Annotated in this window: 26 protein-coding genes; 11 read left to right on the top strand and 15 right to left on the bottom strand. The window is 68.5% G+C overall.

Annotation, left to right across the window (positions count from 1 at the left end; all coding sequences use genetic code 11):
- Positions 1 to 56: 56 nt before the first annotated feature.
- From ACFXIV_RS25300 to dop, 8 genes are all read right to left on the bottom strand, one after another.
- The gene (locus ACFXIV_RS25300) at positions 57 to 1,088 is read right to left on the bottom strand and encodes a 2-dehydropantoate 2-reductase (RefSeq protein ID WP_379400097.1); all 1,032 of its coding nucleotides are present in this window, start codon (positions 1,086 to 1,088) and stop codon (positions 57 to 59) included.
- On the bottom strand, positions 1,085 to 2,188 hold the full coding sequence (locus tag ACFXIV_RS25295) for a helix-turn-helix transcriptional regulator (protein ID WP_379400098.1): 1,104 nt from the start codon (positions 2,186 to 2,188) through the stop codon (positions 1,085 to 1,087). Before ACFXIV_RS25295 ends, ACFXIV_RS25300 begins: the two co-directional genes overlap by 4 nt.
- Positions 2,185 to 3,177: a helix-turn-helix transcriptional regulator gene (locus ACFXIV_RS25290; RefSeq protein WP_379400099.1), complete on the bottom strand. Its 993-nt coding sequence runs from the start codon at positions 3,175 to 3,177 to the stop codon at positions 2,185 to 2,187. The genes ACFXIV_RS25295 and ACFXIV_RS25290 overlap by 4 nt, the downstream gene beginning before the upstream one ends.
- A gap of 229 nt (positions 3,178 to 3,406) precedes the next feature.
- Positions 3,407 to 4,765 (bottom strand): Pup--protein ligase, encoded by a 1,359-nt coding sequence (gene pafA / locus ACFXIV_RS25285; RefSeq protein WP_354832174.1) that lies wholly within the window; start codon positions 4,763 to 4,765, stop codon positions 3,407 to 3,409.
- Positions 4,766 to 4,967: 202 nt separating this feature from the next.
- Complete coding sequence (prcA, locus tag ACFXIV_RS25280) at positions 4,968 to 5,738, bottom strand: proteasome subunit alpha (RefSeq protein WP_379400100.1); 771 nt, start codon at positions 5,736 to 5,738, stop codon at positions 4,968 to 4,970.
- Positions 5,735 to 6,511, bottom strand: coding sequence for a proteasome subunit beta (gene prcB / locus ACFXIV_RS25275; protein ID WP_379400101.1), 777 nt, complete (start codon positions 6,509 to 6,511; stop codon positions 5,735 to 5,737). The genes prcA and prcB overlap by 4 nt, the downstream gene beginning before the upstream one ends.
- Positions 6,512 to 6,591: 80 nt before the next feature.
- Complete coding sequence (locus ACFXIV_RS25270) at positions 6,592 to 6,786, bottom strand: ubiquitin-like protein Pup (protein WP_033089305.1); 195 nt, start codon at positions 6,784 to 6,786, stop codon at positions 6,592 to 6,594.
- Between the two features lie 192 nt (positions 6,787 to 6,978).
- On the bottom strand, positions 6,979 to 8,478 hold the full coding sequence (dop, locus tag ACFXIV_RS25265; RefSeq protein WP_379400102.1) for a depupylase/deamidase Dop: 1,500 nt from the start codon (positions 8,476 to 8,478) through the stop codon (positions 6,979 to 6,981).
- Between the two features lie 132 nt (positions 8,479 to 8,610).
- Here dop and ACFXIV_RS25260 point away from each other — a divergent pair, with 132 nt between their 5' ends.
- Positions 8,611 to 9,834 carry a DUF418 domain-containing protein gene (locus ACFXIV_RS25260; RefSeq protein ID WP_379400103.1) on the top strand — a complete coding sequence of 408 codons (1,224 nt, stop codon included), beginning with the start codon at positions 8,611 to 8,613 and terminating at the stop codon, positions 9,832 to 9,834.
- 11 nt (positions 9,835 to 9,845) lie between these two features.
- Here the strand turns inward: ACFXIV_RS25260 and ACFXIV_RS25255 are convergent, their stop codons facing one another.
- Entirely contained in the window at positions 9,846 to 10,577 is a 732-nt protein-coding gene (locus ACFXIV_RS25255; RefSeq protein ID WP_379400104.1) for a TetR/AcrR family transcriptional regulator, read from the bottom strand.
- 94 nt (positions 10,578 to 10,671) lie between these two features.
- Here ACFXIV_RS25255 and ACFXIV_RS25250 point away from each other — a divergent pair, with 94 nt between their 5' ends.
- Positions 10,672 to 11,592 (top strand): diiron oxygenase, encoded by a 921-nt coding sequence (locus ACFXIV_RS25250; protein ID WP_379400105.1) that lies wholly within the window; start codon positions 10,672 to 10,674, stop codon positions 11,590 to 11,592.
- A complete protein-coding gene (locus ACFXIV_RS25245) occupies positions 11,589 to 11,939 on the top strand; it encodes a DUF4873 domain-containing protein (protein ID WP_379400106.1) in 351 nt (116 codons plus the stop codon). Before ACFXIV_RS25250 ends, ACFXIV_RS25245 begins: the two co-directional genes overlap by 4 nt.
- An 18-nt stretch (positions 11,940 to 11,957) precedes the next feature.
- Here ACFXIV_RS25245 and ACFXIV_RS25240 read toward each other — a convergent pair whose 3' ends face one another.
- Entirely contained in the window at positions 11,958 to 12,647 is a 690-nt protein-coding gene (locus ACFXIV_RS25240; RefSeq protein ID WP_379400107.1) for a TetR/AcrR family transcriptional regulator, read from the bottom strand.
- A gap of 128 nt (positions 12,648 to 12,775) precedes the next feature.
- On the opposite strand from ACFXIV_RS25240, the gene ACFXIV_RS25235 reads away from it, so the two are divergent.
- Positions 12,776 to 13,231, top strand: coding sequence for a nitroreductase family deazaflavin-dependent oxidoreductase (locus ACFXIV_RS25235; protein ID WP_379400108.1), 456 nt, complete (start codon positions 12,776 to 12,778; stop codon positions 13,229 to 13,231).
- A gap of 3 nt (positions 13,232 to 13,234) precedes the next feature.
- Here the strand turns inward: ACFXIV_RS25235 and ACFXIV_RS25230 are convergent, their stop codons facing one another.
- From ACFXIV_RS25230 to ACFXIV_RS25210, 5 genes are all read right to left on the bottom strand, one after another.
- Positions 13,235 to 13,597, bottom strand: coding sequence for an ArsC/Spx/MgsR family protein (locus ACFXIV_RS25230; RefSeq protein WP_379400109.1), 363 nt, complete (start codon positions 13,595 to 13,597; stop codon positions 13,235 to 13,237).
- A 46-nt stretch (positions 13,598 to 13,643) separates the two neighbouring features.
- A complete protein-coding gene (locus tag ACFXIV_RS25225) occupies positions 13,644 to 15,017 on the bottom strand; it encodes a hypothetical protein (RefSeq protein ID WP_379400110.1) in 1,374 nt (457 codons plus the stop codon).
- A 278-nt stretch (positions 15,018 to 15,295) separates the two neighbouring features.
- Positions 15,296 to 15,730 carry a DNA-binding protein gene (locus tag ACFXIV_RS25220; protein WP_379400111.1) on the bottom strand — a complete coding sequence of 145 codons (435 nt, stop codon included), beginning with the start codon at positions 15,728 to 15,730 and terminating at the stop codon, positions 15,296 to 15,298.
- Positions 15,712 to 15,996: a hypothetical protein gene (locus ACFXIV_RS25215; protein WP_379400112.1), complete on the bottom strand. Its 285-nt coding sequence runs from the start codon at positions 15,994 to 15,996 to the stop codon at positions 15,712 to 15,714. Before ACFXIV_RS25215 ends, ACFXIV_RS25220 begins: the two co-directional genes overlap by 19 nt.
- A 90-nt stretch (positions 15,997 to 16,086) precedes the next feature.
- Complete coding sequence (locus tag ACFXIV_RS25210; RefSeq protein ID WP_379400113.1) at positions 16,087 to 16,866, bottom strand: helix-turn-helix domain-containing protein; 780 nt, start codon at positions 16,864 to 16,866, stop codon at positions 16,087 to 16,089.
- Positions 16,867 to 16,963: 97 nt separating this feature from the next.
- On the opposite strand from ACFXIV_RS25210, the gene ACFXIV_RS25205 reads away from it, so the two are divergent.
- The 7 genes from ACFXIV_RS25205 to ACFXIV_RS25175 all read left to right on the top strand — a co-directional run bounded on the left by ACFXIV_RS25205 (position 16,964) and on the right by ACFXIV_RS25175 (position 22,619).
- The gene (locus ACFXIV_RS25205) at positions 16,964 to 17,374 is read left to right on the top strand and encodes a carboxymuconolactone decarboxylase family protein (protein ID WP_379400114.1); all 411 of its coding nucleotides are present in this window, start codon (positions 16,964 to 16,966) and stop codon (positions 17,372 to 17,374) included.
- A gap of 10 nt (positions 17,375 to 17,384) precedes the next feature.
- Positions 17,385 to 17,780: a nuclear transport factor 2 family protein gene (locus tag ACFXIV_RS25200; RefSeq protein ID WP_379400115.1), complete on the top strand. Its 396-nt coding sequence runs from the start codon at positions 17,385 to 17,387 to the stop codon at positions 17,778 to 17,780.
- A gap of 288 nt (positions 17,781 to 18,068) precedes the next feature.
- The gene (gene helR / locus ACFXIV_RS25195; RefSeq protein ID WP_379400116.1) at positions 18,069 to 20,240 is read left to right on the top strand and encodes an RNA polymerase recycling motor ATPase HelR; all 2,172 of its coding nucleotides are present in this window, start codon (positions 18,069 to 18,071) and stop codon (positions 20,238 to 20,240) included.
- A 128-nt stretch (positions 20,241 to 20,368) separates the two neighbouring features.
- A complete protein-coding gene (locus ACFXIV_RS25190; RefSeq protein WP_379400117.1) occupies positions 20,369 to 20,608 on the top strand; it encodes a DUF6374 family protein in 240 nt (79 codons plus the stop codon).
- A gap of 107 nt (positions 20,609 to 20,715) precedes the next feature.
- Positions 20,716 to 21,201, top strand: a complete 486-nt coding sequence (locus ACFXIV_RS25185) for an aminoacyl-tRNA deacylase (protein ID WP_379380462.1) — start codon at positions 20,716 to 20,718, stop codon at positions 21,199 to 21,201.
- A gap of 480 nt (positions 21,202 to 21,681) precedes the next feature.
- On the top strand, positions 21,682 to 22,194 hold the full coding sequence (locus ACFXIV_RS25180) for a hypothetical protein (RefSeq protein WP_379400118.1): 513 nt from the start codon (positions 21,682 to 21,684) through the stop codon (positions 22,192 to 22,194).
- 98 nt (positions 22,195 to 22,292) lie between these two features.
- On the top strand, positions 22,293 to 22,619 hold the full coding sequence (locus ACFXIV_RS25175) for a DUF3467 domain-containing protein (protein ID WP_379400119.1): 327 nt from the start codon (positions 22,293 to 22,295) through the stop codon (positions 22,617 to 22,619).
- Positions 22,620 to 23,094: the final 475 nt, after the last annotated feature.

Genomic DNA, 23,094 nt, shown 5'->3' with positions numbered 1-23,094 from the left:
TCCAAAGACTCTGGTGAGTCCGATGCTACCGGACCCGCATATCGCGAAGCTTGTTGTCAACCCTTGTTCGCCGCGCCGTCACGCGCGGCGTCGGTGAGCTGTTCCAGCAATTCCGGGCCCGACCAGGTGCGCCGGTCGCCGTTCTCCGCAGCTGACACGAGTTCGATCAGCTTCTGGTTCACCGGCGTGGGTATTCCTACCATGGCCCCGAGACTCACGATTTCACCGCACAGCCAAGGGATTTCGGTTCTGCGCCCGGCGGCCAGGTCGTCGGCCATGGACGAGCGGGCCACCGGATCGACTGCCAGCACCTTTCCGGCAACCCGGCGGAAGACGCCATCGGGCACGGTCAGCAGCCGGGCCATGATCTCCGGCGGCAGCGGCGTGAGCCGGGCCGGGCGGATGCGGGCCGCCGCCATCACGTCCAGGGCCTCGCGCTGGGCCAGCGCCAGGCAGCGGCGGTAGTCGCGGGCACCGAGCTCCTCGCGCAGCGGGCGGCCCGACAGCGCGTTGATGGGGTTGTTCAGATTCAGCAGCAGCTTCGCCCACTGGATGGGCAGCAGATCGGCATACCGTTCGAAGCCCAGACCGGACTTGGCGAAGACCGGGGCGAACCGGTTGAGCACCGGGTCGTCGGCGACGTCGACCGTGCCCGCGGTGCCGCGGTGGAAGCGGCCCTGACCGTGATGAACGACATTGAACATGACCATCCCGGCCAGCACCACACAGGTGGGCAGGAGCTCGCGGATGACCGCGTCGTTGCCGATGCCGTTCTGCAGGCTGATCACCACCGTGCCGGGCCGCAGCAGGCCGGCCAGTTCGGCGGCGGCGGTGGCGGTGGCCGCGGATTTCACGGTGATCAGCACCAGATCGGCGTCACCGGCGGGCTCGGTGACCGCGCGGAAGGCGTCCGGTTCGACGCGCGCGTCATTGCCGTCCAGATCGGTGAGCCGCAGCCCGAAGGTGCGCAGTTCCTCCACCACGCGCGGCCGTCCGACGAAGGTGACCTCGGCCCCGGCCGCGGCGAGCCGGCCGCCGACGTAGCAGCCGATGCTGCCCGCCCCCAGCACCGTCACACGGAAACTCAAGCGGGACCGACCCCCTCGAGCCCGGCGTAGGCGGCCAGCGCCGAGCTGGACCGCTCGCGCACCGCGGTCACCAGTTCGGCCGGGCCGAGCACGGTGACGCCGGCGCCGAAGCCGAGCAGCAGCCGCGCCATCCAGTCCAGGGTGGCGAAGCGCATGGTGGCCTCGACGCTGCCGTCGGCGTGGACGGTGACCCGGTGCATCGGGTACTGCTCGAGCACCCAGGCGTAGTCGGGGCGAATCAGCAAGCGCGCCAGTGGGACCGCGGGATCGTCGACGAACAGGTCCAGGGCGGCGGTCTCGTCCGCGGCGGCCTCGGCGGGCGGGCGGGCCGGCTCGTCGAGCTCGGTGGCCTCCTCGATGCGGTCGAGGCGGAACAGGCGCACGCCCTCGGCCTGCCGGCACCACGCCTGCAGGTAGCTGTTGTTGTCCACCAGCACGATTCGGATCGGGTCCACGATGCGCTCGGAGACCACGTCGCGGCTCGCCGAGTAATAGACCAGGCATAGCGCGTGATCGTGCTCCAGCGCGGACCGGACGGTCGCCACGGCGGGGGCCTCGACCGGCACGGGGAGCGGCGGTCCGGCGAATTCCCGCCCGGTGATGGCGGATTCGATCTTCGCGATGGCGGCGTGCGCCGCGCTCGGATCCACCATGCCCGGCAGGTCCGCGATGGAGCGCAGTGCCACCAGCAGCGCGGTCGCCTCCAGGGAGGTGAGCCGCAGCGGTCGGTCGATGCCCGCGGAGAAGGTGACCTCGATGCTCTCCTCGGAGAACGACAGGTCGATGAGATCGCCGGGACCGTATCCGGGCAGGCCGCACATCCACAGCTGGTTGAGGTCGGTCATCAGCTGCTTGGAGGACACGCCGAGCTCGGCCGCCGCCTCCGCCGCACTGATGCCCGGATTGGCCTGGAAGTACGGAATCATGTTGAGCAGCCGAGCCAGCCGGGTCGAGAGCCGGCTGGTGCTGGCCGCCGCGCTCCCCCGCCGGTCCTTCGCACCATCGGAAGCCCGTGCGCCGTCACCGGTTCCACCCCGGCGCGCGCCGCCGGCGTCGATCACATTGTCTCCCCGGCGTTTCCGCGACGCAGCCTCGCTCATGCCGACACCTCCGTCCGCTCCAGCACCGACTTCAGGCGCGCGATCACATTCTCGCGCAGGTGTTCCGGGGCGAGCACCAGGGCGTCCGCGCCGAGTCCGGTGATGAGCCGGGCCAGCCAGTCCCGGGATCGGATGGGCACCTCCACGATCGAGCCGGAACGTCCGCCGAGCGCACGCTCCTCCATGACCGGTCCGAGCCGGCGGATCTCCTGCCCGCGGCCCTCGGCCACCCACACCGTGGCCGATCCACTGATCGGCGTCTGCGCGGTGACCTCGGCGACCACGGCCCGCAGGTCCAGGTCCTCGGGCTTGTGCACCGCATTGGCCGGGCCGTACTCGGTGACGTCCTCGTCGATGCGGGAGATGCGGAACACGCGCTGCGCGTCACGGACATTGTCGTGCCCGACCAGATACCAGCGGCCGTGGTGGGTGACCACACCCCAGGGCTGCACGTCCCGTTCCACCGGATCCCCGTGGGACTGCCGGTGTTTGAACGTCACCGCCCGTCCGGCGTCGATGGCCGCGAGCAGTTTGCCGAGCACCGGTTCCGAGCCGCGGGTGCGGGCCGGGACCGCGGGCACCGCCGACACCCCGGCGTCGGGCTCCACGTGAATACCGGCCGCGCGCAGCTTGAGCAGACCACCCTCGGCGGCCGCGGCCAGCTCCGGGGACTCCCACAGCTGCACCGCCACCGCGACCGCGGCGGACTCCTCGCTGGTCAGATCGATATCGGGCAGTTCGTACGCGTCCCGGTTGATGCGGTAGCCCTCGACACCCGAATACCGGCTCACCGGACCGATCTCCAGGGGTATGCCCAGATCGCGCAGCTCGTTCTTGTCGCGCTCGAACATCCGGCTGAACGCCTCGTCGCTCGCGGACTCCTCGTACCCGGCGACCGACTCCCGGATGCGCTCCGCGGTCAGAAACTGCCGAGTGGACAGCAGCGCGATAACAAGATTCATCAACCGCTCGACCTTGGATATCGCCACCCCGTAGAGAGTAATGGACTGTGTTCGATTTGCCTCCGCTGCGCTCCGGCAGGGTTCGCGGGCAGGCGCGGGGAGGCGGAGCCGTGGGGGTCTCGTTCTTCCCTCCCTCCGCTTTTCCGCTTCGCTCCCCCGCTCCACTCGGTCCAGCACGAGACGGGCCGCGAACCTTCGGGCGTCCTCCGAAATCGGAGAATCCGAGTGTTCGCGGCCCGTGATCAGGCAAAACAGCTCACATCGAGGCGATGAGGCGATCCACGCGCTCGTCGACCGAGCGGAACGGGTCCTTGCAGAGCACCGTGCGCTGGGCCTGATCGTTGAGCTTGAGGTGGACCCAGTCGACGGTGAAGTCGCGGCCCGCCTCCTGAGCGGCGGTGATGAAATCGCCGCGCAGCTTGGCGCGGGTGGTCTGCGGCGGCGTGGTCACCGCCGCGTCGACCGCCTCGTCCTCGGTGATCCGCTTGGCCAGACCCTTGCGGGCGAGCAGGTCGAAGACGCCGCGGCCCCGCTTGATGTCGTGGTAGGCCAGATCCAGCTGGGCGATCTTGGGATCGGACAGCTCCATGTTGTAGCGGTCCTGGTAGCGCTGGAACAGCTTGCGCTTGATGATCCAGTCGATCTCGGTGTCCACCTTGGCGAAGTCCTGCGCCTCGACGGCATCCAGGGTGCGGCCCCACAGATCCACCACGGCGTCGACCTGCGGGTCGCGGTCGCGGTTGCGCAGATGCTCGACGGCGCGGGCGTAGTACTCACGCTGGATGTCGAGCGCCGAGGCCTGCCGGCCACCGGCCAGCCGCACCGGACGACGGCCGGTCAGATCGTGCGACACCTCGCGGATGGCGCGAATCGGGTTGTCCAGAGCGAAGTCTCGGAACGCGACACCCGCCTCGATCATCTCGAGCACCAGCGAGGCCGTGCCCACCTTGAGCATGGTGGTGGTCTCGGCCATGTTCGAGTCGCCCACGATCACGTGCAGGCGCCGGTACTTCTCGGCATCGGCGTGCGGCTCGTCGCGGGTGTTGATGATCGGCCGGGAACGGGTGGTCGCCGAGGAGACGCCCTCCCAGATGTGCTCGGCCCGCTGCGACAGGCAGAAGGTGGCCGCCTTCGGCGTCTGGAGCACCTTGCCCGCACCGCAGATCAGCTGGCGGGTTACCAGGAACGGCAGCAGCACATCGGAGATCCGGGAGAACTCGCCGGCGCGGACCACGAGGAAGTTCTCGTGGCAGCCGTAGGAGTTGCCCGCCGAGTCGGTGTTGTTCTTGAACAGGTAGATATCGCCGCCGATACCCTCCTCCGCGAGCCGCTGCTCGGCGTCTATGAGCAGATCCTCCAGGACCCGCTCGCCGGCGCGGTCGTGGGTGACCAACTGCACCAGGCTGTCACATTCGGCCGTGGCGTACTCCGGATGGGAACCGACATCGAGGTAGAGCCGGGCACCATTACGAAGGAACACGTTCGAGCTACGGCCCCAGGAAACTACCCGGCGGAAGAGATACCGGGCCACCTCGTCAGGACTCAACCGACGGTGACCGTGGAACGTGCACGTCACCCCGAATTCGGTCTCGATCCCCATGATTCGTCGCTGCACCCTATCGACATTACAGCGGAGTTGTCGCCGGTAACGGGCTTGTCGGACAGCTGATGCAAACGTATTCACAACGATTTAGCACGGGATGCAACGTGGCACGCGCTCTACCCTGCGAAAAAGCAAGGCTCCTTTGCACTCTGCTATTGAGAGTGCAAAGGAGCCTTATCCCGAATAGCGGGATTTGCCTACGCCGGCGCGGGCCCTATGACGGGTCCCCGCTCGACGGCTTCTCGGCCTCGGCCGCCGCGTTCGCGGTCGGCGCCTTGCCGGTCACCAACTCCTGCAGCGCCGCGCCCTGGATGCGGCGGAACGCCCGCCGCGGCCGGGACTGCTCCAGGGTTGCCACCTCGAGCGAGCCGGAACCCATGGAGCGCTGCTTGTCCTTGTCGCCCTCGGGGATAGCCTTCTGCAGCGCGGCCACCGCCGTCGCGATGGCCGAATGCAGGTCCATGCCCGGCTGGTAGGAATTCTTGAGGGCGGTGGTGATCGGCTCGGTGTTGCCGCCCATCACCACGAATTCCCGCTCATCGACGATGGATCCGTCGAAGTTGATGCGGTAGAGCACCGAGTTCGAGGACTGCTCCGGGTAGCCCACCTCCGCGACGCAGATCTCCACCTCGTAGGGCTTGAGCTGGTCGGTGAAGATGGTGCCGAGGCTCTGCGCGTAGAGGTTGGCCAGGAAGCGGCCGGTGACATCGCGCCGGTCGAACTGGTAGCCGCGCAGATCCGCCTGCAGGATGCCCCCGCGGCGCAGCGCCTCGAACTCGTTGTACTTGCCGACCGCGGCGAACCCGACCCGGTCGTAGAGCTCACTGATCTTGTGGAGGGTGGCCGAGGGGTTCTCGGCCACGAACACCACACCCTTGTCGTACACCAGCACCACGACACTGCGGCCCCGTGCGATGCCCTTGCGCGCAAGTTCGGTCTTGTCGCGCATGATCTGTTCGGCCGACGCGTAATACGGCAGTGTCATGCTTCGCCGATCCCCTCTGCCGCCAGCGCGGCCCGCTCCTCCACCATCGCCCGCGTGATCTCCTTCAGGCGCTCCTCGGTCACTTCCTCGGAGCCCTGGGCGTCGATCACGATCGCGGTCGGGTAGATGTTCCGCATCGTGTCGGGCCCGCCGGTGGCGGTGTCGTCGTCAGCGGCGTCGAAGAGCGATTCGATCGCGATCCGCAGCGCCCGGTCCTGATCGATCCCGCGCGCGTAGGTCTTCTTCAGCGACGACTTGGCGAACAGTGAACCCGACCCCACCGCGGTGTACCCGAAGCGCTCTTCGCTGCGGCCGCCGACCACGTCGTAGGACACGATGCGCCCGGACTTGTCCGGGTCCGGCGCGTCCGGGTCGAAGCCGACCAGCAGCGGCACCACCGCGAGACCCTGCAGGGCCGCGGGGAGGTTGTCGCGCACCATCTTCGACAGCTTGTTGGACTTGCCGTCGAAGGTGAGGGGCACGCCCTCGATCTTCTCGTAGTACTCGAGTTCCACCGCGAACAGGCGGATCATCTCGATCGCCATGCCCGCGGTGCCGGCGATGCCGGCCGCGGAGTAGGTGTCGGTGATGTACACCTTCTCGATGTCACGGCTGGCCAGCAGGTTGCCCTGGGTGGCGCGGCGATCGCCCGCGATCAGCACACCGCCGCGGTAGCTGACCGCGACGATGGTGGTGCCGTGTGGCGCTATGTCCGACGGCACGCCCGGATTGGGGTGCGTGCCGTCGGGTCGGATTCCGTTGCCGGGCAACATTTCCGGAACGTGCAAACGCAGGTACTCGGAGAAAGAGGATTGGGCGAACCCCAACTGGAGCCGCAGGGGGTCACCTTGGGTCACTGGCCGCCCTTCTGCACGTATGCGCGGACGAAGTCCTCCGCGTTCTCCTCGAGCACGTCGTCGATCTCGTCGAGCAGGTCGTCGGTTTCCTCCGCCAGCTTCTCGCGGCGCTCCTGTCCCGCCCCGCCGTCGCCGACCGGGCCCTCGTCCTCGTCGCCGCCACCGGCGCGCTTGGTCTGCTCTTGTGCCATAGCAGCCGACCTCCTCTGTGATCATCGGCGAGCACCGGAGAAGATCCGATGCTCGTCCCCCAACACTACCCACCAGCGGGGACAACATGCCGGATTAAGCGTCATTGTGCTGTTGCCGCGATCTCCCCGCCGCCATGTCGCGGACACGAAAAAGGGGTACGGGATTCAGTTCCCGTACCCCTTCCGCAGGGCCTAGTGGGTCAGCTGCTGGACCAGTTCCGAGGCGGTGTGCACGCCGTCCAGGAGTTTGCCCACGTGGGACTTGGTGCCGCGACGGGGCTCCAGGGTGGGGATGCGGACCAGGGAGTCGCCGCCCAGGTCGAAGATGACCGAATCCCAGCTCGCGGCCGCGATATCCGCGCCGAAGCGACGCAGGCACTCGCCGCGGAAGTAGGCGCGGGTGTCGGTGGGCGGGTTGGTCATGGCGTCGGTGACATCCTGCTCGCTCACCAGGCGCTGCATGGAGCCGCGCGCCACGAGGCGGTTGTAGAGGCCCTTGTCCAGGCGCACATCCGAGTACTGCAGGTCGACCAGGTGCAGCTTGGGGGCGGCCCAGGACAGGCCCTCACGGTTGCGCATGCCCTCGAGCAGGCGCAGTTTGGCGGTCCAGTCGAGCAGGTCTGCGGTTTCGAGGGGGTCACGCTCGAGCAGGTCCAGCACGTGGGCCCACTTCTCGATGACGTCCTTGGTGCGCTCGTCGTCGTTTCCGGTGCGGTCCATGAACTTCTCGACCCGGTCGAGGTAGATGCGTTGCAGCGCAAGGCCGGTCAGTTCGCGGCCGTCCGAAAGCGCAACGGTGGCACGCAGAGTCGGGTCGTGGCTGATGGTGTGCACGGCGGTGACCGGGCGGGCCAGCTGCAGATCCGAGAGGTCCTCGCCGGCCTCGATCAGGTCCAGCACCAGGGCGGTGGTGCCGACCTTGAGGTAGGTGGACCATTCGGCGAGGTTGGCGTCGCCGATGATGACGTGCAGGCGGCGGTACTTGTCGGCGTCGGCGTGCGGCTCGTCGCGGGTGTTGATGATGCCGCGCTTGAGGGTGGTCTCCAGGCCGACCTCGACCTCGATGTAGTCCGCGCGCTGCGACAGCTGGAAACCGGGCTGGTCACCGGACTGGCCGATACCAACCCGGCCGGAGCCGCAGATCACCTGGCGGGACGCGAAGAACGGGGTCAGGCCCAGGATGATCTGGTTGAACGGGGTCTCGCGGCTCATGAGGTAGTTCTCGTGGGTGCCGTAGGAGGCACCCTTGCCGTCGACGTTGTTCTTGTACAGCTGCATGCGCGGGGCGCCGGGGACGCTGGAGGCGAAGCGGGCGGCGGCCTCCATGACGCGCTCACCGGCCTTGTCCCAGATGACCGCGTCCAGCGGGTCGGTGACCTCGGGGGCGGAGTACTCCGGATGGGCGTGGTCGACGTAGAGGCGGGCTCCGTTGGTGAGGATCATATTGGCCGCGCCGACCTCGTCGGCGTCGATCACCGGCGCGGGCCCGTTGAGCCGGCCGAGATCGAAACCGCGCGCGTCGCGCAACGGCGATTCCACCTCATAGTCCCAGCGTGTGCGCTTGGCGCGCGGCACGCCCTCGGCCGCGGCGTAGGCGAGCACCGCCTGGGTGGATGTGAGAATCGGGTTGGCCGACGGCTCGGTAGGCGTCGAAATGCCGTACTCGACCTCGATTCCGATGATGCGCTGCATGCGATCGAGCCTAGGCGAAAGGCACGCCCGGACGCGGGTGGACTGTCCGGGTTGGGGTCATTCCCTGGTCGTAGCCGGGGTCGTTCTCCCGGGCGATCCGCGCCGAACTGCGGCGACGGCACAATGACCGCCATGGTCGAATCGGCTTCCGCCCCGCGCCCGGCGCTCGCGCCCACCCCGGCCGAGGACCCGAATCCCGTTTCCGCGCAGCCGCGTTCGGGGCGGCTGGCGGCACTGGACGTGCTGCGCGGCATCGCCATCCTGGGGACGCTGGGCACCAATATCTGGATCTTCACCAATGCCGAAGGGCTGCTCGGCTATATCTCGCGCAGTGACGAACCGCACGGGGCCTGGTTGTGGACCGAGCGGCTGCTGCAGCAGCTGACCCAGGGGAAGTTCCTGGGCTTGCTGACCATCATGTTCGGCATCGGGCTGGCTATCCAGCAGCGATCGGCGGTGCGCGGCGGCCGGGCCTGGCCGGGTGGATATCCGGTGCGGGCCGGGCTGCTGCTGCTCGACGGGCTGGTCAACTTCTTCTTCGTCGCCGAGTTCGACGTGCTGATGGGGTACGCGCTCACCGGGCTGGTGGTGGCGTTCATCCTGGCGACGAGCCCGAAGGCGCAGCGGCGCTGGCTGATGGTGGCGGCGGGCATCCACCTGACGATGCTGTCGCTGATCGCCGTGGCGATCGTGCTGGGCCCCGGGGGCGGGGGCGGCGGGCACCGGCCGCTGGACCCGAATCCGTATGCGGACGGGTCGTTCTGGGATCTGGTGGCCTTCCGCTGGGATCATGTGCTGCTGTTCCGCCTGGAGCCGATCTTCATCTTCCCGATGTCGATCGCGCTGTTCCTGGTGGGCGCGCGGCTGTTCCGGGCCGGGGTGTTCCGGCCCGAGGGCGCGCGAATCCGCAAGCGCCTCATGGTGATCGGGTTCGCGGTCGCCGCACCGATCGATCTGATCCTGGGTCTGACCGGCGGCGACCTGATCCTGGTGACCCGCTACGGCACCGCGCCGCTGGTCTCGCTCGGCATCCTGGCCCTGGTCGCCGAGTGCTACGCGCACCGCCCGGACCCCGGGTTCGTCGCGCGCCGCTTCGCCGAGGTGGGCCGAATGGCATTGAGCTGCTATATCGTTCAGAACCTGGTATCGGGATTCCTGTGCTACGGCTGGGGTCTGGGGCTGGCGAGCCTGGTATCGGCGAATGCGCGGGTGCCGTTCACCGCCGGGATCTATGTGCTGGTCTGCGCGCTCATGCTGGTGCTCGCCCACGTCTGGCTGCGCCGCTTCGACCGCGGGCCGGTCGAGTGGCTGTGGAACCGCAGCTACCGCGCGCTCACCGGGCACGGGAGCCGCTGATCACTCAGCGGTTACACCACCCGCGCGGCCTCCGCGCGGGACTGCAGTTCACTCACCACGGTGTCGCGGGTGAGCGGGACGTCCAGGCTGCGAGCGTTGCCCTCGAGCAGCGCCAGGAGCGATTCGGTGAGGATGCCCTCGACTTGCTCGGAGGACAGGGTGGGGGCGGCGCGCCAGCTGTTGACCACGCCGTCGACGAAGCCGACGGTGCCGAAGGCCATGGGGCGGGCGCGATTCCGGTCGATGCCGAAGCGCTCGAGGGCGTCGGCGAACAGGTCGGCGAGCCGGCCGCCGATGCGGTCGCGAGCGCCGGCCAGGGCGGTCGAGGCCTCGCCGTGCGGGTCGCCGGCGGCCAGGAAGCGGTGCAGTTCCGGGTGGCGTTCGATCCAGCCGACGTAGCTGCCGACCGCGCCGCGCACCAGGTCGCGGACGGTGCCGTCGGGGTGCAGGCGCGGCAGCAGTTCGGCGGTCAGGGATTCCAGGATGTGGCGGCGGATGGCGTCGTCGAGGTCGGCGCGGCCGTCGAAGTGCCGGTAGACGACCGGGCGCGGGACCTGCAGGCGGTCGGCGATCTGCTGGACCGAGATCTCGGTGCCGTTCTCCTCGATGACGGCGAGCGCGGCGTCGAGCATGTCGGCACGACGCTGGGCCTTGTGGCCGTTCCAGCGGGTGCTGCGACCGTCGGCCGCCCGCTCTCGGTCCCGGAGGGAGGGTTGCGCGGGTCTGCGTCGGGTGCCGGTCACGGGCCTCACGATACTCACCTCACCGTTGACCGAGACAGTATGTAGCACTAATCTGAGTGTAACTGCCTGTATCAGTAACGAATCAGGAGCTGTCATGGGCGACAACGCTGTCTCCGCCCCCACGGCCGCCGCACTGTCCGGGCGTGAGTCCTTCGCTCAGCGCTTGCTGACCGGATCGGTCAAGAAGTCCTACGACCCGGTCGTCGACCTGGACTGGGACGCCCCGCTGGACACGGACAAACTCTTCCTGCCGCCCGAGGTCGTCTCGCTCTACGGCACCCCGCTGTGGGAGAGCATGACGCCCGCGCAGCGCCGCGACCTCTCCCGCGAGGAGCTCGCCAATGTGCTGTCGGTCGGCATCTGGTTCGAGAACCTGCTCAACCGGCTGCTGCTGCGCGAGCTCATGGCAGGCGATCCGACCTCCCGGCATGCGCACTACACGCTCACCGAGATGGGCGACGAATGCCGGCACATGATGATGTTCGGCAAGCTCATCGAGCGGATCGGCACGCGGCCCTACTGGCCGAACCGGCTCGAGCGCTGGACGATCAGCGCCCTACAGCTCTTCCTGCGGGGCTCGATGGTATGGGTGGGCGCGCTGGTGGGCGAGGAGATCTTCGACGCGCTGCAGCGCCGCACCCTCGACGATCCACAGCTGCAGCCGCTGGTGGCGCGGACCATGCGGATTCACGTCACCGAGGAGGCGCGGCACATCGGGTTCGCGCGCGCGGCCCTGGCAGACCGGGCGCCGACCATGTCGAAGGCCGAAGTGCAGTACACGCGACTGTGTGTCGCGGTCGCCGCTCCCCTGTTCGTCTACCTGATGACGAACTGGCACATGTACGTCCGCGCGGGCATCGAGAACGGGCGGGCGGCCCGGAAGGTGGCCCGCGCCAACCCGCATTCCCGGCGGGCGCTCGGGCTGGGCGCCGCGAATCTCGGTGCGTTCCTGGACGCACAGGGGCTGATGGGGCCGATCGGCAAGCGTCTCTGGCGGCGGCGAGGGCTGCTGTGAGGTTCCGGCGGGCCCGGCGCGACTCCCCCGCACCGGCCGACCCGCACGCCGGATTCACCGAACCCGAAGCGGCGCCGGACTATTCGGGGCCCGCACTGCTGGACGCCCCCGGTACCGAGGTGGCGGTGCGCGTGGCATTGACCGGGCATCTCGATCCGATCGACGGCCAATTCCACTGGCACGGGCGGATTTCCGCGGCCGATGGGAGCCAACTGCCCGATCCCGGCCGCGGGCAGGTGTTCCTGACCGTGCCGGGTAGTGCGCCCGCCCCCGGTGTGCTCCAGGAGCGGGACCCGTGGGGGAATCTGCGGATCGCCGGGATCGGCGCGCCACCGTTCCCGCTGTAGCGCACCGAGGTACGAGTGCTACTCGGTGAGCCCGACGAGGTCGGCCATGGTCTCGACCGAGTAGGCGAAGAACGGCCCGGCCGGGTCCATCGTGTTGTCCAGCTGCCCGAACAGCTCGAAGGTGACCACGCCGAACAGCTGGGTCAGGCCCACCATGGCGCGCGCCACCGCCGGTTCGGGCATACCGGAGTTCAGGAATGCCGCGATCAAGGCGGATTGGGTCTCGAGTTCGGGGGTGAGGGTTTCCGCCGGCGTGGCCAGGGTGCCGGACTGCCAGGCCCGGTGCACGATGCCGAGGGCGGCGAGGGGTCCGCGCGACGCGGGTGCGACGGTGGTCTCCGGGGCGCGATAGCCCGGCACCGGTGATCCGTACACCAGCGCGTACTCGTGGGGGTGCGCGATCGCCCAGTCCCGCACGGCATTCGACAGGGCCCGCCACTGGGCGCGGGGGGCGGTCTCGGTCGCGACCGCGCGCTCGACGGCATCGCCGAGGGCGTTGTAGGCCTCGATGATCAGCGTGGTCAGCAGCTCGTCGCGACTGGGGAAATACCGGTACAGCGCCGAGGACACCATGCCCAGTTCACGGGCGATGGCCCGCAGTGAGAGCGCGGGTGCGCCGGATTCGGCGAGCTGCCGGCGCGCGGCGTCGGTGATCTCGCGGGTGATCTCGGCGCGGGCGCGGGCACGGGCGGTACGGGGCACGCTCATTCCGACAGTGTGCCACGAATCGGATCACCGACAAGTTTCGAGAGCACTGCTCTTGACAGCCCGAGCGCCATGCGCGCACACTGATCACATCAGAGAGCACCGCTCTCACAAGTCGAAGGAAGTGCCTCATGGACGCCCACACCGCCGCCACCCGCTACCTCGGCCCGAAGGGCCTGGACACCTACATGAACCGCTTCTTCAACCTGCTGCCCAAGCTCGGCATCAGCATCGCCGGCTCCCGGCTGCTGGCCGTGCGCGGCCGCAAGTCCGGCGAGTGGCGCACCACCCTGGTCAATGTCCTCACCACCGACGACGGCGCCCGCTACCTGGTCGCCCCGCGCGGGCACACCCAGTGGGTCCGTAACCTGCGCGTCGCGGGATCCGGCGAACTGCGCCTGGGCCGCAAGGTCCAGACCTTCACCGCCACCGAACTCCCCGACGCCGACAAGATCCCGGTGCTGCGCGCCTACCTCGACCGCTGGGGCTGGGAGGTCGGCCGCTTCTTCGAGGGCGTCACCAAGCACGCCACCGACGCCGAATTGGCCGACATCGCCCCGGGTTTCCCTGTTTTCGCGCTGGCCTGAGGGTCAGCGGAGTTCGTCGAGGGTTTCCTCGTCGCGGGCCAGATAGGCGCGGCCGTCGGCGGTGAAGACGATGGGGCGCTGGATCAGTCGCGGATGCGTGGCCAGGGCCTCGATCCAGCGGTCGCGGTCGGCGGGGGTCCGGCCCCACGCGGAGACGCCCAGTTCCTTGGCCTCGGGTTCAGCGGTGCGGGTGATGTCCCACGGTTCGAGGCCGAGTTTGGTCAGGGCGGCACCGATCTCGGTGGCCGAGGGCGGGTTGTCGAGGTAGCGGCGCTCGACATAGTCGGTGCCGGTGTCGTCGAGCACCGCCTTGGCGGTACGGCTCTTGGAGCACTTCGGGTTGTGCCAGATTTCGGTCGCTGCCATGGGTTCAGCCTAGGCGGCGGCGACCGGGCCACCGCTCACCGGCACATCAGACCCAGTCGACGACCCAGCGGTAGGGGCGCATCCAGTACAGGCCGCCCTCGGGAACGGGCGCGCCCCAGCGCTGTTCGGCCTGGGTGAGCTGCCAGCGGTATTCGGGAGCGGGCTCGCCGCCGTGGATCTCGTAGAGGTGACGCCGCCAGGTGTTGATCATGGCGGGGACGGCCTGCTGGTCGTTCTCGTAGGCCCACTCCACGTTTCGCATCATGAGACTGTCCACGGCATGGTTGGCGGCATTGGGGTCGCCGCTGCTCAGCGAGTGCAGGAAGGCCGCGACCAGGTTGTAGGCGATGGCGTCGTGGACCGAGGTCTGACCGTTCTCGAGCGACCAGATGCCCAGGTAGGTCGGCCCCTGCTCGTCGATCCACACCGAGTGCGCCTCGCCGACCCGGTTGTCGAAGATGAGCGCGGTGAGCAGGCCCAGCGTGGACTTGCCCATGATGAGCGGATCGGGACTGCCGCTGGAGAGAGCGTCGTCGATGAGCGCCCGGTAGGCGGCCGCGGCGATGCCGGGCCGGTTGGCGTCCATGAGGGCGTCGGCGGTCTCGCCGCCGGCGAGCTGCGCGGCCGGCGGCTGGGACGGGCCGGAGACCTCCTGCGGCACGCCGTCGCCGACACGCAGGAACTGGGTCTGCATGGCGTCGAGGGCAATCGGATCCGACAGCGGCACGCCGTTGCCCAGCGGGTCGTCCAGATCCAGGTTGACGGCGAGGGGTTCCTGCAGGCTGGGCGCGGTTTGCAGGTATTCCAGTGCCACCCGGGCGAATTCGTTGTCCTGACTCTCCAGCCATTCGCGCCCGGCGCGCAGCGTGTCGACGAGATGGCCGCCGACGCCCTGTTCGATGGCGGCGCACAGCGCGTAGTAGCCGTAGCCGCGGTAGTCGTCGTGGCCGACGCCCTCGGTGATCAGCAGCTGCGCATATCTGCTTGCCAGATCGTGTCTTTCGATATCGCCGAGCAGCGTGCACGCGGTCATGGCGGCCATCAGCACCTCGGCGTGTTCGCCGTGGGCGCGCCGCAGGTCGATGCAACGGTCGGCCATGATGACGGCGCTGTCGGGCAGGCCCTGCTGGGTGGCGGCCTCGACGGCCATCGAGTACATGGTGGCCAGCGTGGCGGGCGGGATGTCGGCCGGGTAGCGGGCCGGTCCGTGTTCGGCCAGGTGCAGGGCCTGCGTGTAATCGCCCGCGGCGAAGGCCGATCGGAAGCGGTAGGAGACGATCCAGCCGTACTCCTTGGGATCGGGCGCCGCGTCGAGCCCGTCGTCGAACGCCGACAAACGGGCCAGCGCCTCGTCGGCCCGGCCGCTGTCCAGCATGCCGCTCGCCTCGTTCATCACCTCGACGAACGCATTTCGATCCATGGCCTACTCGCCTTCCCGCATATGTCAGCCCCGGATCGTATGACCGTGCCACCACAGTCCGTGGCCAGTGAGGTCAAGGTCATAGTTCGACTCCACCCCACATGACCACGCGTTGTCATTCGCGTGGCACGTTGTGTCACAACGATATTCCCGCACCCCGTCGCGAACCCGCCTCCCTGCGGGCCATTCTCGCGTCGCGGCCGATCCGTCCTGACCCACAATCTAACGACAACACGCCAACCCGCCCCGCAACCACGCTCGGCGCGTCGGAGCTCACCTCACAGGGAGATGATTCGCGCCGCATCACCGCACAGAGTGTGCATATCCTGCGGATCCGAGGTCATTACGATCACGGGCGGCGGCTGCCGCATTGCCATTTCGGCCACGGCGGCGTCGATGGCGTATTTGTGACCATGCAGCCCCGCCGCGAGCAACAACTCGGATGCCGCGCGAGCGCAGGCGTCGTCGACCGCCTCTACGCGAATGATGGACAGCAACCAGGACAAACGCGACCGGTCAGTCTTTCGATGCGTAGCTTCGATGATCGTCAGGGCGCTGATCACTATCTCCATCCGACGCCCACGCGCCTCTGCGATCAGGGCGACAATCGCCGGATCGTCGGACAGCAGGCCCGACAACCCCTCGCAGTCGAGCACAACCGTGCCCTGCAGCGAACGCTGCGACCGCGCTGCCTTCACCCTTCGTCCGGCCATGGATCCTCACTCGCGAGCGCCCGCTCGAACTGATCGAAGGCGTGCCGCCGGGCGGCCTCCGGCAACTCGCCGTGGCGACGCTCGTAGTCGGCCAGGTACTCGTCCAGCAACAACCCTCGCAGTTCGCGCTCGACGGCGGAGGTGACGAACGCCGAGAACTCACGTTTCCCGACCCGTCGGCGAATCGCCTCGGCCGTCCCCTCGGGTAGTGACAGACTCACCCGCGTCGCGGGTCCTTCGCCGATTTCATAGACAGGCTGAGCCATGACCTCAGTTTATCAATCAAAGTAGGAAATGTCGGCCCGGTTACGGCGTCCGAGGCGTGGCGGCGGTGATGCCCAAGACCTTTCCTCGGCCTACAGGACGGGGAGGGTGGTGCCCGGGTCGGGGGTGAAGGTGATGATGCGCTGGCGGGGGTCGCCGGGGAGTTCGAGGTTCTCGTAGGAGAAGCCGAGGTCGCCGGAGTGGGGGTGACGGACGAGTTTGCCGCCGTGGCTGCGCCGCTCGACATCGCCGTCGCGCCAGAGGGTGGCGAATTCCGTACTGCCGGTGGAGAGTTCGTCGACAAGGGCGATGGTGGCGGGGTCGGCGGGGTAGAGGCCCGCGACGCGGCGCAGCTGGGCGACGGTCGCGGCGGCGACATCGTCCCAGTCGCGGTAGAAGTCCCGGGCTGCGGGGTCGGAGAACAGCGCGCGGGCCATGTTCTCGTCGGCCTTGCGGCCGAACACGTAGTGCGCCAGCGGGTTCGCGGCGAGCACATCGAACAGGTCGGTGATGACCAGGGCGGGCGCCTTGTCGATCAGGTCGAGCATGCGCAGCAGTTCGGGACGCGGTGCGGGAGCGGCGATTTCGGCCGTGCGGGGCGGGCGGGCCAGGGTGTGCAGGTGCTCGGTCTCGACGGGATTGAGCCGCAGCGCGGAAGCGAGGGAGTCGAGCACCTCGGGCGACGGGTTGGCGGCGCGGCGCTGTTCGAGGCGCTGGTAGTACTCGGCGCTGATGCCCGCGAGGTGCGCGAGTTCGGAGCGGCGCAGGCCGGGCACCCGGCGCAGACCGGACGGCGGCAGGCCCGACTCGTGCGGATCAACCCGCGCCCGCCGGGACTTCAGGAACTCCGCCAGGTCCGCGCGCACTGCCATGCCGGCAGTCTGGCACAGGACGGCCGTGCGTGGCCCCGGGAGTACGAGGCACGGCGTGCACTGGTTACGTCCTGCCGCGGCGAGCAGGCTCGGTCTCGTGAACGAGAGATTCCGGCGGGGAGCGGCCCGCCACACCGAGCTCGGCGGGAGCGGAGGGGTGCGCGGCCGGGTCTATGACGAGCTGGCCGATATCGCACCGGATCTGCACCGGTTCGCCGTCGAATTCGCCTATGGCGACATCCATTCCAGGCCGGGCCTGGATGCCGGGCGGCGCGAGCTGGTGATCCTGGGTGCGCTCATCGCGCTCGGGGACACCCGCCCGCAGCTGGAGGCGCACCTCGGTTCCGCGCTGAATGCCGGTGTGGCGCCGGGCGAGATTGTCGAGGCGATCCTGCAGGCCCTCCCCTACGCGGGTTTTCCGCGTGTGCTCTCCGCCATGAGCGTTGCCCGCGGCGTGCTCGCCGGCCGCGATCTGCTCCCCGTCACCACCGATTCGATTGCCCAGTAGGAGATCTGCCATGACCGTCACCGCTCAGCAGCGCGCCGACATCATCGACGCCGCCACCCGCCTGTTCTGGTTCATCGACATTCGTGACTGGGACGCCTTCCCCGGTGTCTTCGCCGACCAGGTCACCCTCGATTACTCGAGCATCTGGGGCGGCGAGCCCGCGACCGTCACCCCGGTGCAGATCCGCGCCGACTGGGAGAAACTGATCGGCGGCTTCGATGCCACCCAGCATCTGCTCGGCAATCACCTGGTCGCCGTGGACGGCGACCGCGCGGAACTGACCGCGGTCTTCCAGGCGGTCATATCCTGGCCAATCGATTCGGTTCGCCGCGGTGGACGCTGGGCGGCACCTACCGCATCGGCCTGCACCTGGTCGGGGGCCAGTGGAAGGTGGATTCGATGGTGATGACAGCCCAGTGGGCCGACGGCAACAAGGACATCCTGACCCTGGCTTCGGGCGGACAACGCCCTGCCGCGGCCTAGGAAAGCCGGATGCGGCGTAGGGAATTCGGAAGGAGAAAGAGGAAGGAATGAAAAGGATCGTCGTCCTTTCCCCTTCAACCATATAACACAGTGGGGGACTTGCGGCAAGGCCCCGGTATTGGCGCACAATCGCTGGCCGAGGGCTGCAACCTGCGCGAATGGGCGCGCAGGCGGGCAGCGGGGAACTGCTAGGCGGGAAGGTGTGGTGCTGGTGTCGGACCAGGGGTACGAGAAGGAACTGCTCGCGGAGCAGGAGTATGTGACCGGGCTGTACGCGCGGCTGGACGCCGAGCGGGCCCGGGTGAAGGGCCGCTACGGCGAGACGCTGCGCTCGCGCGGCACCACCCTGGTGGAGCGGGATGCGGAGGTGCGGGCGCTGGGCAAGGAGGTCAAGCGCCTCGAGGTGGCCGACAACGGGCTGTGTTTCGGGCGGCTGGACAGTGTGACCGGTGAGCACTCGTATATCGGGCGCCTCGGGATCTTCGACGAGGCCAACGAATTCGAACCGCTGCTGCTGGATTGGCGGGCGCCGGCGTCGCAGGCGTTCTATATCGCGACCGCCGCGAGCCCGGAGAACATGCGGCGGCGTCGCCAATTCCGCACGCGCGGACGGCTGGTGGCCGATTTCACCGACGAGGTGTTCGGCCATCCCGGTGACGGCGAGCGCGGTGACGCGGCCCTGCTGGCGGCGGTGAACGCGCCGCGCGGCGAGGGCATGCGCGACATTGTCGCCACCATTCAGGCCGAGCAGGACCGGATCATCCGGCTCGATCACCCGGGCGTGCTGGTGATCGAGGGCGGGCCGGGCACCGGCAAGACCGTGGTGGCGCTGCACCGGGTCGCGTATCTGCTGTACACCCAGCGGGCGCAGATGGAACGCAACGGTGTGCTGGTGGTGGGCCCGAACACGGCCTTCCTCAGGCACATCGGGCGGGTGCTGCCGTCGCTGGGCGAGACGAACGTGGTGTTCACCACCACCGGCGATCTCGTGCCCGGGTTGAGCATCACGGCCGAGGACGGACCGGAAGCGGTGCGGCTCAAGGGTTCCCTGCGGATCCTCGACGTGCTGAAGGCCGCGATCGCCGACCGTCAGCGGGTGCCGCAGGAGCCGGTGTCGATCGAACTGTCGGATGTGACGGTGCGCATCGGCGCGGATATCGCCGGCTGGGCGCGGGAGGAGGCGCGCGGTAGCGGGTTGCCGCACAACCAGGCTCGCGCGACCTTCCTCGAGGTGCTCACCTGGGCGCTCACCGAGCGGGCCATCAAGCGGATCGGCGAGGGCTGGCTGACCCGCGACGACCGTGAGGCCTGGGAGAACATGCGCACCGATCTGCGCACCGAACTCGCCGAGCACGAGGGCTTCACGGCGCTGATGGACGAGCTGTGGCCCACGCTGACACCGGAAACGCTACTGGCGGAGCTACTTTCGTCCACCGAGCGGCTGCACGCGGCGGGCGCCGACGGGACGCTGTGGCGCGCGGACGGTGCGGCATGGACGGTGTCCGATGTCCCGCTGCTCGATGAACTGGTCGATCTGCTGGGCCGTGACACCACCGCCGAGGAGGCGGCGGCCGAGCGGGAACGGAAGGCCCAGGCCGCGTACGCCGAAGGCGTGCTCGACCTGCTGGTCGGCCGCGCCGACCACATGGACGACGAGGATCACCTGTTCGCCACCGACCTGCTCTACGGCGACGACCTGGCCGAGCGCTTCCTGGAACGCGACGCCCGGGAACTCGCCGAACGTGCTGCCGCGGACCGGGATTGGACCTACCGGCACATCGTGGTCGACGAGGCGCAGGAGCTGTCGGCGATGGACTGGCGGGTGCTGATGCGCCGGTGCCCGAGCCATTCCTTCACCGTGGTGGGCGATCTCGCGCAGCGCCGGTCCGGGGCGGGCGCGACCTCCTGGGACGCCATGCTGGAACCGTACGTCCCCGGCCGCTGGGCCTACCGCTCGCTCACGGTGAACTACCGCACCCCGGCGGAGATCATGGCCGTGGCCGCCGCCGTCCTGACCGGCTTCGCACCCGAGGTGACGCCGCCCGAGTCGGTGCGCTCCTGCGGCGTGCAGCCGTGGGCGCGACAGCTCACCCTCGGCGAGATGCCCTCCGCCATCGAGGAATTCACCCGCGACGAGGCGGGCCGCGAGGGCACCAGCATCGTGATCGGCCCGCCCGGCATGCCGGGCACGGTCCCCGCCTCCGAAACCAAGGGCCTCGAATTCGACGCGGTCCTGGTGGTCGAGCCCGAGCACATCCTCGCCGACGGCCCGCGCGGCGCGGCCGAACTCTACGTCGCCCTCACCCGCGCCACCCAGCGCCTGGGCGTCCTGCACGAGGGCCCGCTCCCACCGGCCCTCGCCGGCCTCTACACGTCGAAGTAGAGCTCGGACTACATGCTGGGCGTTTGCGGCAGTTGGTAGATGGCGGTATCCGTTGTGCTGGGTCCGGAACCTGTCGGGCCACTCGCCTACTATCGAAAGTTTGTTCGACTCGAGGTAGCCTTGTGATCATGCCGGAACTGCCTCGCCTGGAATGGGCACGCATGAATCTCGATCAGGTGCGTGCCCAGCTGCTCGCTGCGGCCTCCCGCGGTCGGTTCCTCACGCCCGAGCAGCTGGAGAATGCGGCGGGCAAGATCGAAGAGGGTTTGCGGGTCTACGAGGAGGAGACCGGCCACGCGGCACCCGAGCCTCGGCCGGACAGCCCGCGGCCGATCTGTTCGAACCCTCGCCGCTACCGGAACCGTTGAGGAGGACGAGGCCCTCGTCCCGGCGCTGGAAATCCACGATGACCTATGCTGAAAGCCCAGGTCCGCTGGGGTTAATGGTGGTACCAACCAGTCATTGGAGGTCCGTCATGTCCATATCGCTAACCGTGCAGCAGTGCCTGACGGATGCGGGCGCCGAGTATGAACTCGTACCGCATCCGCACAGCCACAACAGCTCAGAAACCGCCGAAACCGCCCATATCCCTGGCGACCGCCTCGCAAAGACAGTCCTCCTGGAAGACGCGCAAGGCTACGTCGCCGCCGTGCTGCCATCCACCCACCACCTACGACTCGCGAAGCTCTGGTCGCAAACGGGTCGGCGGCTGGTGCTCGCCAAGGAATCGGACTTCCGCGAAACCTTCACAGACTGCGAGGTCGGCGCAATCCCACCCATGTGCACCGCCTACGGCATGACGACGCTGATGGACGAGAGTCTCACCACGCAGCCGGATATCTACTTCGAGGCCGGTGATCACGAGACGCTCGTCCACCTGCAGACCGACCAGTTCATGCGTCTGATGGAACAGGCCGAGAAAGCACACTTTTCCCACCGCACGCAAACCACCCGCCACTGAGTTCCCGAAACTGCTTGATGCAGAAGCGTCAACCGTACGTTTGACGACGGTCGCTGCAGCGATGCCGCCACGCCGACTTGCATGAGGGCCTGCTTGCGCGAAATCCGTACTCGCGCAAGACATCTGGATTCATTGTCAGCTACTGCCAGCAGCCGTTCGCCCAATAGCGGCCCACCGATTGGCCGAACCGGTTGCCGAGGATGTCAACCCGGCTGCCGAGGACGGCGACCGGGCCGGCCGGTTCGGCTGTTCGGGGTACTGTCACGCCCCCCGCGGGTGGCTGCCATCGCGTATTGCTGTTCCCGCTGATCCGCATCTCCCCGAGCCAGGTTTGGGTGTGTTTCGTCGGCTTTGCGTACTGGTTGCCGAAAAGTTACTGCCGGGCGGCGATGTATTGGGCAGAATGGCACCGGTCACACGAGTTCTTCCCGCAACAACCTCAGTGTCTCAATCCACACATCGTTGAAAGGGAGCTCGAACATGGCACAGGAAACCAGCGGTACTGCGACGGCGGAAGCTCGACGCGGGGACATCGACGTGCAGGCGGAAGTGGAATTGCTGCGGCTGCGAATGGACGAAGCCCGGCAAGAGGCACAGAACGCCCGCCAGTACGCGATGCAGGCCTCGGGTCTCGCGCGCCAGGCGCAGGCGCAGGCCCGGCAGGTGCAGCATCAGGCCCAGCATGCGCAGCAGGACGCCAACCAGGCCAACCAGCAGGCGCAGCAGGCCCGCCAGCAGGCGATGCTGGCCACCAACCAGGCCCAGCAGGCCCAGAGCGAGGCCGACCGGGCACAAAGCCAGGCCCAGCAGGCCCAGGGCGAGGCCAATCAATCCCAGCAACGGGCCAGCACCGCCCAAGACCAGGCCGACCAGGCCACCCAGATGGCGCAGCAGGCCGAGGACCAGGCCAACCGGGCACAGGACCGCGCCGGTCAGTGGGAGATACAGCTGCAGCAAATCCGCCAGCAAGCCCGCCTCCAGCAGGGCCGCTGACCCGGCGAGGATGACGCAGTGACCAAAGTTCTGGCGGCCGGCCACACCGGGCATCCGGTGTGGCCGGTTCGCCGGCCCTGCTACCGAGGAGGTGCGCGGTGAGCGGACCAGTTCCGCCGCCCGCGGACGAATCCGATGTCGACGTCGAGGTCATCGTGCCGGAGACCATCAGTGCCGGGGTGTACGCCAACGGGTTCACCTGCTGGTACAACCGCACCGACTTCACCCTCGATTGCCTTGTCTACCTGCCCACCGAACCGGGCGCTGTCAACCCGGCGGGACAACCCATGATGCGACAACCGGTGCAGGTCACCTCCCGGGTGAAGTTCCCACCCGCGCTGATCTTCCGGCTCATGCAAACCCTCAACGACAGCATGAGCAACTACGAACGCCAATTCGGCCCCATCACCCACCTCGGCGAATAACCTGCCCACGGAGAAATGCATGCAGACCCCGAAATCAAGCCCTATCACCATCATCGCCGGCCCAGCTGACCGTCCCGTCGTCTGCGACCCGGCCGTACGGTATCGGCCCCAGATAATCCCGGGCCGCCACTACCTCGTCGCCCCGGCCGCCCCGCACCCACAGCCCGAACCCTCCTGAACATGACGGACAGGGGGTGTTTGCGGGCTTGCATCCTTACCGGCGTCTCCCGCCCATCATGCGCAGTTACGGCTGTCTCCCTACTGCCAGGCAAGGCGACAAGCGCGGTAGCCGAACGCGAGATATGCAGGACACATACAGCGGCGGGGGGCCCCCAGAACAGGTGGGCCCCCCCCCCGGGGTTTTAGGCCCCCCGGGGGCCCCCCCCCGCCCCACCCCCGCGGAACCCCGCCAACAAGTAAACCCCCAGGCCAAAGCCCCAAACCCCCCCCGCCACATGGCGGCGCACCGCCCCCC

This window comes from Nocardia sp. NPDC059236, from assembly GCF_042754085.1.
In the GTDB taxonomy this organism is placed as follows: Bacteria; Actinomycetota; Actinomycetes; order Mycobacteriales; family Mycobacteriaceae; genus Nocardia.
Note: the sequence above shows the minus strand (reverse complement) of the source record. Positions and strands in the feature narration are given on the sequence as shown.